This window comes from Egicoccus sp. AB-alg2 (assembly GCF_041821065.1).
In the GTDB taxonomy this organism is placed as follows: domain Bacteria; phylum Actinomycetota; class Nitriliruptoria; order Nitriliruptorales; family Nitriliruptoraceae; genus Egicoccus.
This window is the reverse complement of record NZ_JBGUAX010000001.1, coordinates 282,820-298,673: the sequence shown is the minus strand read 5'-3', so window position 1 is coordinate 298,673 and position 15,854 is coordinate 282,820. Positions and strand designations below refer to the sequence as shown.

Here is a 15,854-nt window from a genome sequence, read left to right as displayed (position 1 = left end):
GGTTCCAGTTCCAGCATGCTCGCCTCGTCGGTCGGCACGGAGGAAGACGGACGAGCGGCCCGGGTGTTGGAAGGGATCGCTCGTACGCGCGCCGACCCAGTACGGCGTCCACCGGTCCGGGATTGATTGCACAGCGAACTACCGTACGCTGGCGTCCTGGCCCGGAGGAGTCGCCCCGTGAACCTTCCCGACGACGTGGTCCTGCAGACGGTCGCGCTCGACCGCGTCTGGCAGACGGTGGACCCGTTCCTGTTCTGCGTCCACCACGACGACGACTATCCCGAGGGCGACGACGAACTCGGGCCCTGTGCGCCGCTCGTGGGGCGCAACCTCGGCATGGACTTCTCGGGCCGCGACGGCTGGTCGATGTACCACGGCTCGCTGGTGCCGGGGTTCCCGCAGCACCCGCACCGGGGCTTCGAGACCATCTCGTTCATGCGCCGCGGGTTCATGGACCACTCGGACTCGCTCGGTGCCGCCGCCCGCTTCGGCCGCGGCGACGTCCAGTGGATGACGGCCGGCTCCGGCATCGTGCACGCGGAGATGTTCCCGCTGCTCAACCGCGACCGGCACAACGAGACCGAGCTGTTCCAGATCTGGATCAACCTGCCGGCCAGCGACAAGATGGTGCCGCCGCACTTCTCGATGCTGTGGAGCCACGAGATCCCGCGGCACACCTTCCTGGACGACGCCGGCCGGCCCACCGAGGTGACCGTGGTCGCCGGTGAGCTCGTCCCGGGCCGTCGTGCGCCCGCACCGCCGCCGCACTCGTGGGCGTCGCGCCGCGACACCGACGTGGGCATCTACCACGCCGCGATCTCGCCCGACGGTGCCTGGCGACTGGCCCCCGCCGCGCACGAGCAGACCATCCGCACCGTCTACGTCTTCGCCGGCGGGTCGGTACGGATCGGCGACGCCGAGGTCGAGGGCGGCCACGCGGCGGTCGTGCGCCCGGACGTGCCGATCACCCTGCGCGACACCGGCGACGGCGCCGAGGTGCTGGTCCTGCAGGGCCGCCCGATCGGCGAGCCGATCGTGCAGTACGGCCCGTTCGTGATGACCACGAAGGCGGAGATCCAGAAGGCCTATCACGACTACCAGGAGACCTACTTCGGCGGCTGGCCCTGGCCGGCGGACGACCCCAACCACGGCCCCGACCTGCGCCGATTCGCCCGCCACGCCGACGGGCGCGTCGAGGACTTCGCCGCAACCGCGTGACGCTCGGCATCCGGTGCGGGCTGGCCGATTTTCTCCGCGCCGTCCCGGCGACCGCGCGTATGCTCACCGACGTCGAAGGAGCCGTCGTGTCCGCCAGCCTCGTGCCCCGTTGATCTGAGCCCGTTCCGCGGTGCGCGCGTCCGCGTGCCCCGCCGCCATCGCTTCCACCGACCGATCCGTTCGATCGCTGGAGGAAGCGATGATCCCGTGGTTCCTCGAGGTGTTGCGCCTGCGTGCGCTGCGCCGGCGCGCCGAACTCGACGAGCGCTCGACCGTCCTGCTGCTGTTCGCCCGCTTCGCCGACGAGGTCGGCAGCGGGCTGCTGATCGTCCTGGGCCCGACGCTGCGCCACCGGCTCGGGCTGAGCGTGGTCCAGCTCGGCTGGTGCTTCCAGGCCCTGTACTCGGTCGCGGCCGTGGTCGAGCCGCTGACTGGTGGCGCGATCGACCTCGTGCGGCGGCGACCGCTGCTGGTGTGGGGAGCGGCCGGCTGGGGCGCCGGCCTGCTCCTGGCGGCCGGTGCGCCGAACTTCGGTTGGCTCCTGGCCGGCTTCGCCGTCGTGGGCGCGGCGTCCGGTCCCCTGACGGCGACCGCGGACGTCGTGCTGGTGGAGAGCCACCCCGCCGACGTCGAGCGGATCGCCAGCCGCTCGACCGCCATCGACACCGTCGGCGCGCTGCTGGCGCCGGCCGCGGTGGCGCTCGCCGGGCGGTTCGGCGTCGACCACCGGCTGCTGCTGGTGCTCGCCGGTGGGGCGGCCCTCTGGTACGCGCTGGCACTGCACGACGCGGTCCTGCCGCCGCCGCCACGTTCGGGCACGTCGCCGGGCGTGCGCCAGGCCCTGCAGGACGTGGTCCGTGTGCTGCGCGACCGGCGGGCGCGGCCGTGGCTGGCAGCGCTGGTGCTGTTCGAGGTCCTCGACCTCGCCGAGCTGTTCGAACCGGTCTGGCTGGTCGACGTCGTCGGTGCGTCGCAGACGTTCGTCGCGGTCCACGCGGTCACCGGGACCGCGGCGTCGTTCGTCGGTCTGGTGCTGCTCGACCGGTGGCTGCGACGTCACGACGGACGCACGATCGTGCTCGCGTGCGGCCTCGCCGGCCTGGTGTTGTACCCGGTGTGGCTGCTGACCCCGGGGACGTGGAACAAGCTGGCGCTGGTCGTCCCACGCGACCTGGTGCTGGCACCGCTCTGGCCGATCCTGCGTGGCCGGGCCCTCGCCGCGCTGCCGGACCGGGCCGGGACGCTGGCCGGCGTGACGTCACTGCTGGGGCTGCTGCCGCTGGCCGGGGCGTTCGCCTGGGTCGCGCAGCGCGCCGGCCTGACGCGGTCGCTGCTGCTGGTGCACGTGCTGGCCAGCGTGGTGCTGCTGCTCGTCCTGCGGGGCGGCGACCTCGACGTCGAGGAAGCGCGCGACGCGGTGTGATCGCGGCCGGCGCGGCATGACGAGCCGGTCGGCGCCGCGTGACCCCGTCGGCGCGGCGGTCAGGGGGCCGTCACGTCGGCCGGGGTCGTGCGCCGCACCGGGTTCGGCTCGACACGGATCTCGCGGCGGCGCAGCGGGTCGCCGCAGTGGCCGCACACCACGGTCGGATCGGCGTCGTGGTCGCAGCTCGTGTGCACGATGCGGGCCGCCTCGGGACGGTCCTCGGTCTCCCAGCGGCTGCCCCAGGCGGCCAGCGACAGCACCACCGGGAGCAGGTCCTTGCCCTTCTCGGTCAGCCGGTACTCGTAGCGGACCGGCCGCTCGGCGTAGGGCTGCTTCTCCAGCACGCCGTGATCGACGAGCTTGCCGAGCCGGTCCGTCAGGATGTTGCGCGCGATGCCGAGATCGGCGACCCAGTCCTCGAACCGGCGCACGCCGTAGAACGCATCGCGCAGGACGAGCACCGTCCAGCGATCGCCGATGACCTCGAGGGTGCGCGCGACCGTGCAGTGCCGGGTGAGGTCCGTCTTCGCCATGGGACGACCGTACCACGAGGTCAGGATATGGGTTGTGTTTTGCAACCCACTCACGTAGAGTCGGGTCAGCGAGTTTCGATCTGCAACTCATCTCGATCCACACATCCGGACCGACGCCGGGCGGTGACCCCGCCGGCGACGAGGAGACCCGATCATGCGCCAGCACGAACGCCACGGATACGCACGCGGCGGCCGACGGCGGCCGCGCCGGAGCCTGGTGGCCAACGACCCGATCATCTTCGAACTGACCGCCGAGGACCTGCTCCTCGACCTCGACCCGGGCTGGCTCCACGCCTCCCGCCGCGGCGACGCCACCGCCTGACCGGGGCGTCGCCCCAGGGGCACCGGGGAGACCGGGACGCCCTGGCTCACCAGCCTCGCTCGCGCCACTCCTGCAGGTGGGGACGCTCCGTGCCGAGCGTGGTGTCGTCGCCGTGGCCGGGGTAGACCCAGGTGGCGTCCGGCAGGCGGGCGAAGACCTGCGTCTCCAGCCCGTCCATGACCCGGCGGTGGTTGTCCACGTTGCCGAAGGTGTTGCCCGGCCCGCCGGGGAACAGGGTGTCGCCGCTGAACAGGTGCGGGCGCTCCTCGCCGTGGGCCAGGTAGAGCAGCGAGCCCTCGGTGTGGCCGGGCAGGTGGAGCACCTCGACCTCGACGTCGCCGACGGCCAGGCGCTCGCCGTCCGACAGTTCCCGGTCCACGTCGTGGGGGAAGAGCGGCGCGTCGCCGGGGTGACCCCACACCTCGATGCCGGCGTCGCGGACGCCCTCCCACGCCCGCACGTGGTCCCAGTGCCCGTGGGTCTGGACGGCGGCGACGGGGGAGAAGCCCTCCAGGGCCTCGAGCAGGCGCTGGGGGCGCGCCGCCACGTCGACCAGCAGTGCCTCACGCGTCCGGGTGCACGCCACCACGTAGCAGTTGTTGTCGAACTCCTCCACGCTGAGCTTGCGCACGAACAGGTGCCCGTCGGTGCGGTCCTGCCAGTCGCCGTCGGGCTCGACGTGGCCGGTGTACTCGTCGCTCATCGTGTCCTCCGGGTCGGTGGCGCGAACGACCTCGGTCAGCCGCGCACGGCCTCGGCCTGCAGTTCGTTGCCGGAGCGCCGGCCCTCGGCGAACGCCGTCGCGTTGCCCAGTGTCGTCTCCGCGATGTTGCGCAGCGCCTCCTCGGTGAAGAAGGCCTGGTGGGCGGTGATCAGCACGTTCGGGAAGGTGAGCAGCCGCGAGAACACGTCGTCACGGATGACCGTGTCCGAGAGGTCCTCGAAGAACAGGTCGCCCTCCTCCTCGTACACGTCCAGCGCCAGGTGCCCGATGCGGCCGTCCTTCAGCGCCTCGATCACCGCCGGCGTGTCGATGAGCGCCCCCCGGGAGGTGTTGACGATCATCACGCCCGGCTTGGTCTTGCGTAGGGCCGCGTCGTCGATGATGTGGTAGGTGTCGGGCGTCAGCGGGCAGTGCAGCGTGATCACGTCGCACTCGCCGAGCAGGGTGTCCAGGTCCTCGTAGCGGACGCCGAGGTCACGCACGTCGTCGCTGGGGAAGGGGTCGTACGCGCGGATCGAGCACCCGAACCCGCGCATGATGCGGGCGACGATCATGCCGATCTTGCCGGTGCCGATGATGCCGATGCGCTTGTTGCGCAGGTCGAACCCGAGCAGTCCGTCCAGGGCGAAGTTGCCCTCGCGGACGCGGTTGTGGGCCCGGTGGATCTTGCGCTCGACGGACAGCATGAGGGCGACGGTGTGCTCGGCGACCGCGTACGGCGAGTAGGCGGGCACCCGGGCCACGGTGATGCCGTGGCGCTCGGCAGCCGCGAGGTCGACGTGGTTGTAGCCGGCCGACCGCAGGGTGAGCAGCCGCGTCCCACCGGCCGCCAACTGCTCGATGGCGGGCGCGTCGACGGTGTCGTTGACGAAGACGCACACCCCGTCGAAGCCGTCCGCGAGCGCCGCCGTCGTGTCGTCCAAGCGGGCCTCGAGGAAGTGCAGGTCGTGGCCGTGCCGCTCGTTGGCCTCCTCGAGGAAGCGACGGTCGTAGGAGCGGGCACTGAAGACGGCGATGCGCACGGCGGGCCTCCGTCGAGCGGGATGCGGCGAGGCGGTTCGCCTCGCAGCCTAGGGATCGTCGCCGGTCAGGGAGCAGGACCGAGGGTCGGGAACGGCCTCCGCCACCCCCGACGCCGGCCGAACGAATGTTCGACTCAGGGTGCCCGTAGCGGTACGGTCGGTGGTCAGTACCCTCACCGGCGTCCGGGTCCTGCTCGACGGGTTCCCGTGGCGCCGGGCACGTCCGCCCGAATGCATCCTTCCGCGTGGCCGGCGCACCCGCCGTCCCACCCGTCCTGCCGCAGGGGGTCGCCCGTGGCCACTCGCCGCCGTGACGCGCACGACAAGATCGTGGTCCGCGGTGCTCGCGAGCACAATCTCAAGGACGTCGACCTCGAGATCCCGCGCGACGCGCTGGTGGTGTTCACGGGTCTGTCCGGCTCCGGCAAGTCCAGCCTCGCCTTCGACACCATCTACGCCGAGGGCCAGCGCCGCTACGTGGAGTCGCTGTCCGCCTACGCCCGGCAGTTCCTCGGGCAGATGGACAAGCCGGACGTCGACTTCATCGAGGGCCTCTCGCCGGCGATCTCGATCGACCAGAAGTCGACCTCGCGCAACCCGCGGTCGACGGTCGGCACGATCACGGAGATCTACGACTACCTGCGGCTCCTGTACGCCCGGATCGGCCAACCCCACTGCCCGAACTGCGGCCGCCCGATCGCGCGGCAGACCGCCGAGCAGATCGTGGACCAGGTCCACGAGCTGCCCGCCGGCACGCGCTTCCAGGTGCTCGCTCCGGTCGTGCGCGGCCGCAAGGGCGAGTACGCCGCGCTGTTCCAGCAGCTGTCGACCGACGGGTACGCCCGGGTCCGTGTCGACGGCGAGGTCCACCCCATCGACGAGGTGCCGCGGCTGGAGAAGAACAAGAAGCACTCCATCGAGGTCGTGGTCGACCGGCTGGTGCAGAAGTCCGACCTGCGCCGCCGCCTCGCCGACTCGATCGAGACCGCCCTGCAGTTGGCGGACGGCATCGCCATGATCGAGGTGCTGCCGACCCGCGACACCCTCGAGGAGGCCCGTGAGCGTGGCCTGCCCGAGCCGCGGGCGGAGACGCTGGTGTTCTCCGAGCACCTCGCCTGCGCCCACTGCGGTCTGAGCTTCGAGCAGCTCGCCCCGCGCAACTTCTCGTTCAACTCGCCCTACGGGGCGTGCGAATCCTGCTCGGGTCTCGGCACGCAGCTGACCGTCGACCCGGAGCTGGTCATCGGCGACCCGACGCTGTCGGTCGACGAGGGCGTCGTGCTGCCGTGGGGGACCGGCGCACAGTCCAACTACTACCAGCAGCTGCTGCGCGCGACCGTCCGGCACGCCGGCGGGGAGCCGTCCACGCCCTGGCAGGACCTCGCCGCCGAGGTGAAGGACGCCGTCCTCAACGGTGTCGACGGGCGCGTCCACGTCAGCTACACCAACCGCTACGGCCGCCGGCGGTCCTACAAGGCCCAGGTCGAGGGTGTCATCCCCTCGCTGCTGCGCCGCCACGCGGAGACCGACTCCGACCACGTGCGCCAGCAGGTCGAGCAGTACATGCGCGAAGTGCCGTGCCCGGCGTGTGACGGCAAGCGCCTCAAGCCACTGATCCTGGCCGTGACCGTCGGTGGCCGCTCCATCGCCGAGCTGACCGCCGCCTCGGTCGCGGAGGCCGACGCCTTCATCCAGGGGCTGCAGCTCAGCGAGCGCGAGACGCTGATCGGTGCCCGGGTCATCAAGGAGATCCGCGCGCGGCTGCAGTTCCTGCTCGACGTCGGTCTGGAGTACCTCACCCTCGACCGGCCCGCGGGCTCGCTGTCCGGCGGCGAGGCCCAACGGATCCGGCTGGCCACCCAGATCGGCGCCGGCCTGGTCGGGGTGCTGTACGTGCTGGACGAGCCCTCGATCGGGCTGCACCAGCGCGACAACGAGCGGCTGATCGAGACGCTGATCCGGCTGCGCGACCTCGGCAACACCCTGATCGTCGTCGAGCACGACGAGGCCACCATCGACGCGGCGGACCACGTCGTCGACATCGGCCCCGGCGCCGGTGAGCACGGCGGCGAGATCGTGCACTCCGGGTCGGTGGAGGGCCTCAAGCGCCTGACCCGCAAGTCGCTGACCGGCGCCTACCTGGCGGGCGAGCGCAAGATCGCCGTGCCGGACGAGCGTCGCCGCGGCAACGGCAAGGCCATCACCATCGAGGGCGCCGTCGAGCACAACCTGCGCGACGTGTCGGCCGCGTTCCCGCTGGGGGCCTTCACCTGCGTGACCGGCGTGTCCGGGTCCGGCAAGTCCACGCTGGTAAACGAGATCCTGTCCCGCGTGCTGATGCGCCACGTGTACGGCTCCCGCGCCCTGCCGGGCAAGCACCGGCGGGTCACGGGTCTCGAGCACGTGGACAAGGCGGTCGTGGTCGACCAGTCGCCGATCGGCCGGACTCCCCGGTCAAACCCCGCGACCTACACCGGCGTGTTCGACCGCATCCGGCAGCTGTTCGCCTCGACCCCGGAGGCCAAGGTCCGCGGCTACCAGCCGGGCCGGTTCTCGTTCAACGTCAAGGGTGGCCGCTGCGAGGCCTGCCGCGGCGACGGCACGCTCAAGATCGAGATGCACTTCCTGCCCGACGTCTACGTGCCCTGCGAGGTCTGCAAGGGCCGGCGCTACAACCGCGAGACCCTCGAGGTGCACTACAAGGGCAAGACGATCGCCGAAGTGCTCGAGCTGTCGGTCGACGAGGCACTGGCGTTCTTCGCCAACATCCCGGGCATCGCCGGCTACATGCAGACGCTGCACGACGTGGGGCTCGGCTACGTGCGGCTCGGCCAGCCCGCCACCACGCTGTCGGGCGGCGAGGCCCAGCGGGTCAAGCTCGCGACGGAACTGCGCAAGCGCTACAACGGCCAGACCGTCTACATCCTCGACGAGCCGACCACCGGCCTGCACTTCGAGGACATCCGCCGCCTGCTCGACGTGCTGCACCGCCTCGTCGACAAGGGCAACACGGTCATCGTGATCGAGCACAACCTCGACGTGATCAAGACCGCCGACCACCTCCTGGACCTCGGGCCCGAGGGCGGGAACGGCGGCGGCACGATCGTCGTGGCGGGCACGCCCGAGGAGGTCGCCGCCGCGCCGGCCAGCTACACGGGCAAGTTCCTGCGCGACCTGCTGCCGGGTTGACCACGCGTCGACGAGGGTCACGCCCGTCCTAGGCTGCCCCGCTGCGCGACGGAGCGGGAGGCGGCATGGACCTCGACGACTGGCAGCCGCTGTCGCCCACGCAGGCGGCGGCGGTGTTCGCCGGTGCGTCCTTCCCCTGGTGGATCGCGGGCGGCTGGGCGCTGGACCTGGTCGTCGGGCGACGCACGCGCCGCCACGACGACCTCGACGTCGGGGTGCTGCGCCGCGACCAGGCGGCCGTGCAGCGCTACCTGCGCGGCTGGGAGCTGTGGGCGGCGGACCCGCCCGGCACGCTGCGACCGTGGGCGCCGGGGGAGTGGCTGCCCGTCGGTGTCCACGACGTGTGGGCCCGACGCCCCGGTAGCGCGTCGTGGCGGTTCCAGCTGCACGTGAACGAGGCCGACGGGCCGTCCTGGGTGTCCCGGCGCGACCCGGCCGTGCGACGGTCCCTCACCGAGGCGGTGGTCGACGTGGGCGGCATCCCGGTGCTCGCCCCGGAGCTGCAGCTGCTGATGAAGGCCCGGACGCCGCGCCCGAAGGACGAAGCGGACTTCGCCGCGGTGCTGCCGGCCCTGGACGTCCGCCGGCGCGGCTGGCTGGCCCGGCACCTGCCCGCCGGCCATCCGTGGCTCGGCCCGCTGGGCCGGCCCACCGACTCGGGGACGCCGGCCCCTGCCACGCGGCCGCAGGTCCGCCGGCTGCGCCACGACGCACCCGAGGTGGCGGCACGGCTGGTCGACCTGCAGCGGCTGGCGTACGCCCAGGAGGCGGCGCTGGTCGGGTCGAGCGCCATCCCGCCCCTGCACGAGACGGTCGCCGAGCTGATCGCCGCCGACCTGGTGGTGCTGGGCATCGAGGACGCGACCGGGCCCGTGGCGGCCCTCGGCTACCGCGTCCGCGACACGGTGCTGGACATCGACCGGCTCGCCGTGCGTCCCGACCGTGCCCGCCAGGGGCTCGGGCGGCGCCTGGTCGGCTTCGTGCTCGCCGTCGTGCCGCACCGCCGGGCCGAGGTCGCGACCGGGGCGGCGAACCTGCCGGCGAGGCGGTTGTACGAGTCGCTGGGCTTCGTGGTCACCGGCGAGACCGAGCCGGTCCCCGGCCTGCGGGTCGTCCACTACCGCCGCGACGCTCGCGTCGGCGACGGACCCGGTCGCCCGCCGGTGACCGGGCCATCACGCCGGTGATCCGGTCAGTCGGGCCGTGGCTCGCGCCCGCGTTCCAGGCGCAACTCCGTGGTCTGGTCGCGGGCGTGCTCGCCGGTGTCGGCGGTGGGCTCGGCCGCGGCGACCTGCGGGGGCGCGTCCAGCGGCCCGACGTCGGGCGGGACCAGACCACGGCGGCGGGGTCGTGACTGACGGTCGCCGTCGGCCTCCTGCATGCGGGTGAAGAGCGGGTAGCCGGTGGCCATGCCGCCGACCTCGACCAGCTGTCCCTGCATGCGGATGTTGGCCTGCGCGAAGGCGCGGTGGAGCCGCTCGCGAAGCTGGCGGTTGATGTCCCAGTTCGCCATCGGCTTGGTCGGGATGACCAGCCGGATGGAGAGCCCTGCGGGGCCGAAGTCCTGCACGCCCCAGATCTCCGGCGGGCCGATGATGTCGTCGCCCCAGACCGCGTCCGCCGCGAGGTCGGACGCGACCTTGTGGATGATCGCCTTGGCCGCCGGCACGTCGCTGTCGAGCGCGAGCGGGACGTCGAGCAGCGACCGGCTCCACTCCTGGGAGAGGTTGCCGACCTGCTGGACGTGGCCGTTGAGCGTGTGCCAGACGATTCCGTCCAGGTCGCGGATCGAGGTGGCACGCAGACCGACCCGCTCGACCTGGCCGATCCGGCCGTCGATCTCGATCCAGTCGCCGACGCCGTACTGGTCCTCGATCAGCATCGCGATGCCGGCCAGGACGTCACGCACCAGCTGCTGCGCGCCGAAGCCGATCACGATGCCGGCCAGTCCGGCCCCGGCGAGGATCGGCTGGAGGTTGATCTGCAGCGCCGACAGCACGGCGAACACGGCGATGACCCACACCACGACGCCGGCGACGCCGCGCATGACCCCGGTGATGGCGTGCAGCCGCTGGAACCGGCGCATGCGGTAGCGCGCGACGTCGAGCGTGCCGCGCTGCTCGCCCCGCTCGATCCGGGCCTGGATGCGCCGTTCCATCGTGCTGGCGAAGCGGCTGATCGCCGTACGCAGCAGCTTGGTCGCCACGAAGGCGACCACGAGGATCAGCAGCACCCGCAGCGCGGTCGTGACCAGCCCGCCGCCGCGGGCCACGAGGTCGTTGCCCGTCAGGCGGTACAGCACCTCGCAGGTGAAGTCGATCTCCGCGTCCTCGCCGACACCACACACCTCGGCGAGCTCAGCGGCCGTCTGCGCGACCAGCACCGGTCCTCCTAGCGGGGGCGTGCACGAGGAGCCTAGGAGCCGGGCGCGGCGCGGCGAACCTGACGGGGGCGGCATCCGGTCAGGGCTACCCTCGAAGGCCCGATGCGGCGCGCCGTCCGCGGCCGTCCGTCCCGTCCCCACGCCTGGCCATCGACGTGCGCAACCCGGCTCTCGCCTTCCGTCCCGAACCCGGCACCGTCCCCGAGGCGCCGGGCTGCTACCAGTTCAAGGACGCCCACGGCCGGGTGGTCTACGTCGGCAAGGCGAAGTCGCTGCGGCAGCGGCTGGGCAACTACTTCCAGGCCTGGCACAACATCGCGCCGCGCACCCGCGCGATGCTCGAGGCGGCCCGCTCGGTCGAGTGGATCGTCGTCGACAGCGAGGTCGAGGCACTCCATCTCGAGTACACGCTCATCCAGCGCCACCGGCCGCGCTACAACGTGCGCTACCGCGACGACAAGTCGTACCCGTACCTCGTGCTCACGACCTCCGACGAGGTACCACGGGCCCGGGTGCAGCGCGGCAAGGTCGCCAAGGGCGACCTGCGGTTCGGCCCGTACGCCCACGCCTACGCGATCCGGGAGACCCTCGACCTGCTGCTGCGCACCTTCCCGGTGCGGACCTGTTCGCAGGGCATCTACGACCGCGCCGCCCGTACCGGCAAGCCCTGTCTGCTCTACCACATCGACCGCTGCGCCGCCCCGTGCGTCGGCAAGATCTCCTTCGACGACCACCACGACCTCGTCGAGCGGCTCGGGCGCTTTCTCGACGGCGAGACCGGACCGGTCCTGCGCCAGCTCGAGCACGACATGCAGGCCGCCGCGGCGGAGCAGAACTACGAGGCGGCCGCGCGCTTCCGGGACCAGCTGACCGCGGTCCGCAAGGCCCTGGAGAAGCAGCAGGTCGTGTCCGCGCGGGCCGAGGACTTCGACGCCATCGCCGTGCACGAGGACGAACTGGAGGCCGCGGTGCAGGCCTTCTTCGTCCGCCGCGGCCGGCTGGTGGGGCGCAAGGGCTGGACCGTCGACAAGGTCGAGCCGCTGACGACCGCACAGCTGCTGACCTCCTTCGTGCTGCAGTTGTACGCCGATCGCGACGACGACATCCCGCCACAGGTCGTGGTCCCGGTCGAGCCCGAGGACGCCGACGCGCTCAGCACCCTGCTGGCCGAGCAGCGCCGCCACACGCGGGCCGGCTCGCGCGGCCGGCCCATCCAGAAGGTCCGGTTCGTCGTCCCGCAGCGCGGCGACAAGGTCGCGTTCCTGGAGACGGTCGGGGAGAACGCGCGCGAGGCGTTCCAGCGCGCCCGCCTCAAGCGCGCCAGCGACTTCGAGAGCCGCAGCCGGGCCCTGAAGGAACTGCAGGAGGCGTTGGACCTCGACGAGGCACCGCTGCGCATCGAGTGCTTCGACATCTCCCACCTCGGCGGCACCGAGGTGGTGGGCTCCATGGTGGTGTTCGAGGACGGGCTGCCGAAGAAGTCCGACTACCGGCGGTTCAAGCTCTCGATCGACCGCAACGACGACTTCGCCTCCATGCGCGAGGTGATCCGCCGACGCTTCGCCCGCCTCGCGCAGACCCGCACCGCCGACGACGTCGTCGAGGACCCGGTCGGCGACCCCGGCGGCGAGGTGACGGCCATCGACGCGACCGCCGACGCCGTCGACCCGGTCGCCCGACGCTTCGCGTACCCGCCCAACCTCGTGATCATCGACGGTGGGGTCGGCCAGTTGAACGCGGCCCTCGAGGGCGCCGGTGAGTTGGCCACCGCCGACGTCGCCTTCGTGGGCCTGGCGAAGAAGTTCGAGGAGCTGTGGTTGCCGGGCCGGGCCCGGCCGGTCGTGCTGCCGCGCGGCAGCGAGGCCCTCTACCTCGTCCAGCGGGTGCGCGACGAGGCCCACCGGTTCGCGATCACCTACCAGCGCAACCGCCGCAGCAAGCTCGTGGCCTCCTCGGCCCTGGACGGCGTCGCGGGGGTGGGCCCGACCCGCCGCAAGGCGCTGTTCCGCCAGTTCGGCTCCGTGGCCGCGATGAAGCGTGCCAGCGTCGAGGAGCTGATGGCCGTGCCCGGGGTGTCCCGTAGGATCGCCACCGCCGTCCACGACCACCTGCACGGGACCGTCACCGAGGAGTCCACGTGACCGACGACGCGAAGCCCACGGGTGGCACCTCGACCGGCCAGGGCCGCCCGGCCCACGCGGCGGCCCCCGGCGACGAGGGGCGCCAGTTCGACCGCATCATCGACGAGGAGACGGTCGACCGGCCGGAGATCATGATCATCACCGGCCTGTCCGGCGCCGGCCGTTCGACGGCGTCCAACGTCGTCGAGGACCTCGGCTGGTTCGTCATCGACAACCTGCCGCCGACGCTGATCTCGCGCGTCACCGAACTCGCCTTCGCGCCCGGGTCGTCGGTCGGCCGCCTCGCCCTGGTCGTCGACGTCCGCGGCCGCGAGTTCTTCGCTGCGCTGGTCGACACCATCCGCGAGCTGCGGGCGAGCGAGGCCGACGTGCGGGTGCTGTTCCTCGACGCGGACGACGACGTCCTGGTGCGCCGCTTCGAGGAGACCCGCCGCCGTCACCCGGCCGCCGACGGCGCGGGCGTCCTGGCCGGCATCCGGACCGAGCGTGCCCAGCTCAGCGACCTGCGGGGCATGGCGGACCTGATCATCGACACCAGCGGGCTCAACGTGCACGAACTGCGCGCCCGGTTGCTGGAGCTGCTGCAGGGCCACGAGGCCGCCAAGCTGCGCATCGAGGTCGTGTCGTTCGGCTTCAAGCGCGGCACCCCGCGTGACGCCGACCTGCTGTTCGACGTCCGCTTCCTGCCCAACCCCCACTGGGTCGAGGAGCTGCGGCCCTACACGGGCCGTGACGAGCCGGTGCGCGACTACGTGTTCGGCCAGCCGGAGAGCGGCCCGTTCATGACCGCGCTCAAGCAGTTGCTGGACGTCGTCGTGCCCGGCTACGTGCAGGAGGGCAAGCGCTACCTGACCATCGCGATCGGGTGCACCGGTGGCAAGCACCGTTCGGTCGCGATCAGCGAGGAGGTCGGCGCGCACCTGCGGTCCACGACGGACCTGTCGGTCAACGTGCAGCACCGGGACCTGGGCGAGGAGTGAGCGCGCCCACACGTCGGACGTCCGCCGTCGCCATCGGCGGGGGCCACGGCCTCGCGCGGACCCTCGCGGCGCTGCCCGAGGTGGTCGACGAGGTCACGGCCGTCGTGACCGTCGCCGACGACGGTGGCTCCTCCGGGCGGTTGCGGCGCGATCTCGGCGTGCTGCCGCCGGGCGACCTGCGCATGGCGGTGACCGCCATGGCGCGGCAGCGGCAGCTGGCACGCCTGTTGCAGTACCGCTTCCCGCGGGGCGAGCTGGGCGGCCACAGCCTCGGCAACCTCGTGCTGGTGGCGCTGCAGGACCTCGTCGGCGGCGACCTGCAGGCCGCGCTCGACGAACTCTGCCGCGTCCTCGAGGTGCCGGGCCGCGTGTTGCCGTGCACCACCACACCGGTCGTCCTGCACGGCAGCACGGACGACGTCGAGGTGCGTGGGCAGGCGGCGGTCGCCTCGACCCCCCGGCTGCGGCGGGTGTGGCTGGAGCCGGACGCACCGCTGGCGGCCCCCGACGTCGGACCGGCCATCGCCGCCGCCGAGCTGGTCGTGCTCGGGCCGGGGTCGCTGTTCACCAGCCTGCTGCCCAACCTGCTCGTGGACGGCGTCGCCGCCGCGCTCGCGACGACGGCCGCGCCGGTCGTCCTGGTGGCCAACCTGCGGGAGCAGCCGGGGGAGACCGAGGGACTGGGGCTGCGCGACCACCTCGACGCCCTGCGTGCCCACGTGCCGAACCTGCGCATCGACGTGTGCGTGGCCCACGACGGTCCGCCGCCGAAGGGCGTGGGCGAGCCGTTGCGCGGCGACGAGCTGCGCGGGCAGGTCGCCCGCGTCGTCACCACCGACCTGCTGGACGGCGCGGACGGGCACGACCCGCGGGCGCTGGCGGCCGTGTTCGCGGACCTGCTCGCCGGCCGATGAGCGGGTCGTTCACCGAGGCGGTCCGGCAGGAGCTCGCCCGGCTGCCGCTGGGCGGCGACGCGGAGACCCGGGCCGAACTCGCCGCGCTGCTGCGGCTGGCGGGCAGCCTGACCGTCGCCGGCGGCGAGGACGGGGTCCGGCGCCGGCTGGAGGTCACGACCGGCTCCGGCGCCGTCGCCCGCCGGACCTTCGCCCTGCTGCAGCGCCGCTACGGCCTGCGGCCCCAGCTGCTCGTCCGGGCACCGGGCGGTGTGCAACGGCGTTCGACCTACGGTGTCCGCGTCGAGGTGGGCGCCGACCACGTGGCCCGCGACCTGGCGCTGGTCGACGACGCCGGCCGGCCCCGCGACGGGCTGCCGCCCGACCTGGGCCGGCCCGCCGCCGTGGCCTACCTCCGCGGCGCCCTGCTCGCGGCGGGTTCGATCTCCGACCCGGGCCGCGAGCCGCACCTGGAGGTCACCACCCGCAGCGAAGCGACGGCCGCCGCCCTGGCCGGACTCGTCGAGCGGTGCGTGGGCGGCACCGCCCGCCACGTCGGCGGCCAGGACCGGACCCGCGAGCGGCACCGCGTCGTCGTGAAGTCCGGCGACACGATCGGTGACCTCCTCGCGGCGGTGGGTGCCACCGTCGCGTTCCTGCAGTGGGGCGACCGCCGGCTGCGCCGCCAGCTGCGGGGTGACGCCAACCGGTTGGCCAACGCCGACGCCGCCAACCTGCGCCGCACCATCGACGCCGCCACCGCCCAGGTCCGCCTCGTCGAGGAGGTCGTCGAGGCGGTCGGCTGGGACGGCCTCGAGGACGACGTGAGGGTCGTCGCGCTCGCACGGCTCGCGAACCCGGGCGCGAGCCTCCAGGAGCTCGGGGAGCTGCTCGATCCGCCGGTCGGCAAGTCCGCGGTGCACCGGCGGCTGCGCAAGCTCGAGGCGCTGCACGCCGACCTGCTCGGCCGGGCCGATCCCCACCGGACGGACCCCTGACCGTGGCAGAGCGCCGGTGATAGGG

Annotated in this window: 13 protein-coding genes; 9 read left to right on the top strand and 4 right to left on the bottom strand. The window is 72.8% G+C overall.

All coding sequences use genetic code 11. The features are described 5' to 3' along the window. The first annotated feature begins 177 nt into the window (after nt 1–177). Together ACERM0_RS01415 and ACERM0_RS01410 are read left to right on the top strand one after the other, a co-directional pair. On the top strand, nt 178–1,218 hold the full coding sequence (locus ACERM0_RS01415; RefSeq protein ID WP_373676705.1) for a pirin family protein: 1,041 nt from the start codon (nt 178–180) through the stop codon (nt 1,216–1,218). Between the two features lie 199 nt (nt 1,219–1,417). Next, on the top strand, nt 1,418–2,641 hold the full coding sequence (locus tag ACERM0_RS01410) for an MFS transporter (RefSeq protein ID WP_373676704.1): 1,224 nt from the start codon (nt 1,418–1,420) through the stop codon (nt 2,639–2,641). Nucleotides 2,642–2,700: 59 nt separating this feature from the next. Here the strand turns inward: ACERM0_RS01410 and ACERM0_RS01405 are convergent, their stop codons facing one another. After that, nucleotides 2,701–3,177, bottom strand: coding sequence for a winged helix-turn-helix transcriptional regulator (locus ACERM0_RS01405; protein ID WP_373676702.1), 477 nt, complete (start codon nt 3,175–3,177; stop codon nt 2,701–2,703). A gap of 154 nt (nt 3,178–3,331) precedes the next feature. Here ACERM0_RS01405 and ACERM0_RS01400 point away from each other — a divergent pair, with 154 nt between their 5' ends. Next, the gene (locus tag ACERM0_RS01400; RefSeq protein WP_373676701.1) at nt 3,332–3,499 is read left to right on the top strand and encodes a hypothetical protein; all 168 of its coding nucleotides are present in this window, start codon (nt 3,332–3,334) and stop codon (nt 3,497–3,499) included. Between the two features lie 46 nt (nt 3,500–3,545). On the opposite strand, the gene ACERM0_RS01395 is transcribed toward ACERM0_RS01400, so the two are convergent. Beyond that, nucleotides 3,546–4,202 (bottom strand): MBL fold metallo-hydrolase, encoded by a 657-nt coding sequence (locus ACERM0_RS01395; protein WP_373676700.1) that lies wholly within the window; start codon nt 4,200–4,202, stop codon nt 3,546–3,548. A 35-nt stretch (nt 4,203–4,237) separates the two neighbouring features. Next, on the bottom strand, nt 4,238–5,245 hold the full coding sequence (locus ACERM0_RS01390) for a 2-hydroxyacid dehydrogenase (protein ID WP_373676699.1): 1,008 nt from the start codon (nt 5,243–5,245) through the stop codon (nt 4,238–4,240). Between the two features lie 231 nt (nt 5,246–5,476). Here ACERM0_RS01390 and uvrA point away from each other — a divergent pair, with 231 nt between their 5' ends. Continuing rightward, complete coding sequence (gene uvrA, locus ACERM0_RS01385) at nt 5,477–8,434, top strand: excinuclease ABC subunit UvrA (RefSeq protein WP_373676698.1); 2,958 nt, start codon at nt 5,477–5,479, stop codon at nt 8,432–8,434. Nucleotides 8,435–8,499: 65 nt separating this feature from the next. Beyond that, nucleotides 8,500–9,621 (top strand): GNAT family N-acetyltransferase, encoded by a 1,122-nt coding sequence (locus ACERM0_RS01380; RefSeq protein ID WP_373676697.1) that lies wholly within the window; start codon nt 8,500–8,502, stop codon nt 9,619–9,621. A gap of 5 nt (nt 9,622–9,626) precedes the next feature. Here ACERM0_RS01380 and ACERM0_RS01375 read toward each other — a convergent pair whose 3' ends face one another. Beyond that, nucleotides 9,627–10,817 (bottom strand): mechanosensitive ion channel family protein, encoded by a 1,191-nt coding sequence (locus ACERM0_RS01375; protein ID WP_373676696.1) that lies wholly within the window; start codon nt 10,815–10,817, stop codon nt 9,627–9,629. 155 nt (nt 10,818–10,972) lie between these two features. Between ACERM0_RS01375 and uvrC the strand changes: the two genes are divergently transcribed. Genes uvrC through whiA form a run of 4 tightly spaced genes read left to right on the top strand, consistent with a single transcriptional unit; the run spans nt 10,973 to nt 15,829 of the window. Then, a complete protein-coding gene (gene uvrC, locus ACERM0_RS01370) occupies nt 10,973–12,958 on the top strand; it encodes an excinuclease ABC subunit UvrC (RefSeq protein ID WP_373676695.1) in 1,986 nt (661 codons plus the stop codon). Beyond that, nucleotides 12,955–13,938: an RNase adapter RapZ gene (rapZ, locus tag ACERM0_RS01365; protein ID WP_373676694.1), complete on the top strand. Its 984-nt coding sequence runs from the start codon at nt 12,955–12,957 to the stop codon at nt 13,936–13,938. The genes uvrC and rapZ overlap by 4 nt, the downstream gene beginning before the upstream one ends. After that, the gene (gene yvcK / locus ACERM0_RS01360) at nt 13,935–14,852 is read left to right on the top strand and encodes a uridine diphosphate-N-acetylglucosamine-binding protein YvcK (RefSeq protein WP_373676693.1); all 918 of its coding nucleotides are present in this window, start codon (nt 13,935–13,937) and stop codon (nt 14,850–14,852) included. Before rapZ ends, yvcK begins: the two co-directional genes overlap by 4 nt. Next, entirely contained in the window at nt 14,849–15,829 is a 981-nt protein-coding gene (whiA, locus tag ACERM0_RS01355; protein WP_373676692.1) for a DNA-binding protein WhiA, read from the top strand. The genes yvcK and whiA overlap by 4 nt, the downstream gene beginning before the upstream one ends. The last annotated feature ends 25 nt before the right edge of the window (nt 15,830–15,854 follow it).

Excerpts from the sequence above, each read along its gene's own strand:
- ACERM0_RS01400 (WP_373676701.1), top strand. The coding sequence starts at position 3,332 with ATGCGCCAGCACGAACGCCACGGATACGCACGCGGCGGCCGACGGCGG.
- ACERM0_RS01410 (WP_373676704.1), top strand. The coding sequence starts at position 1,418 with ATGATCCCGTGGTTCCTCGAGGTGTTGCGCCTGCGTGCGCTGCGCCGG.
- ACERM0_RS01395 (WP_373676700.1), bottom strand. The coding sequence starts at position 4,202 with ATGAGCGACGAGTACACCGGCCACGTCGAGCCCGACGGCGACTGGCAG.
- ACERM0_RS01380 (WP_373676697.1), top strand. The coding sequence starts at position 8,500 with ATGGACCTCGACGACTGGCAGCCGCTGTCGCCCACGCAGGCGGCGGCG.
- uvrA (WP_373676698.1), top strand. The coding sequence starts at position 5,477 with ATGCATCCTTCCGCGTGGCCGGCGCACCCGCCGTCCCACCCGTCCTGC.
- ACERM0_RS01405 (WP_373676702.1), bottom strand. The coding sequence starts at position 3,177 with ATGGCGAAGACGGACCTCACCCGGCACTGCACGGTCGCGCGCACCCTC.
- whiA (WP_373676692.1), top strand. The coding sequence starts at position 14,849 with ATGAGCGGGTCGTTCACCGAGGCGGTCCGGCAGGAGCTCGCCCGGCTG.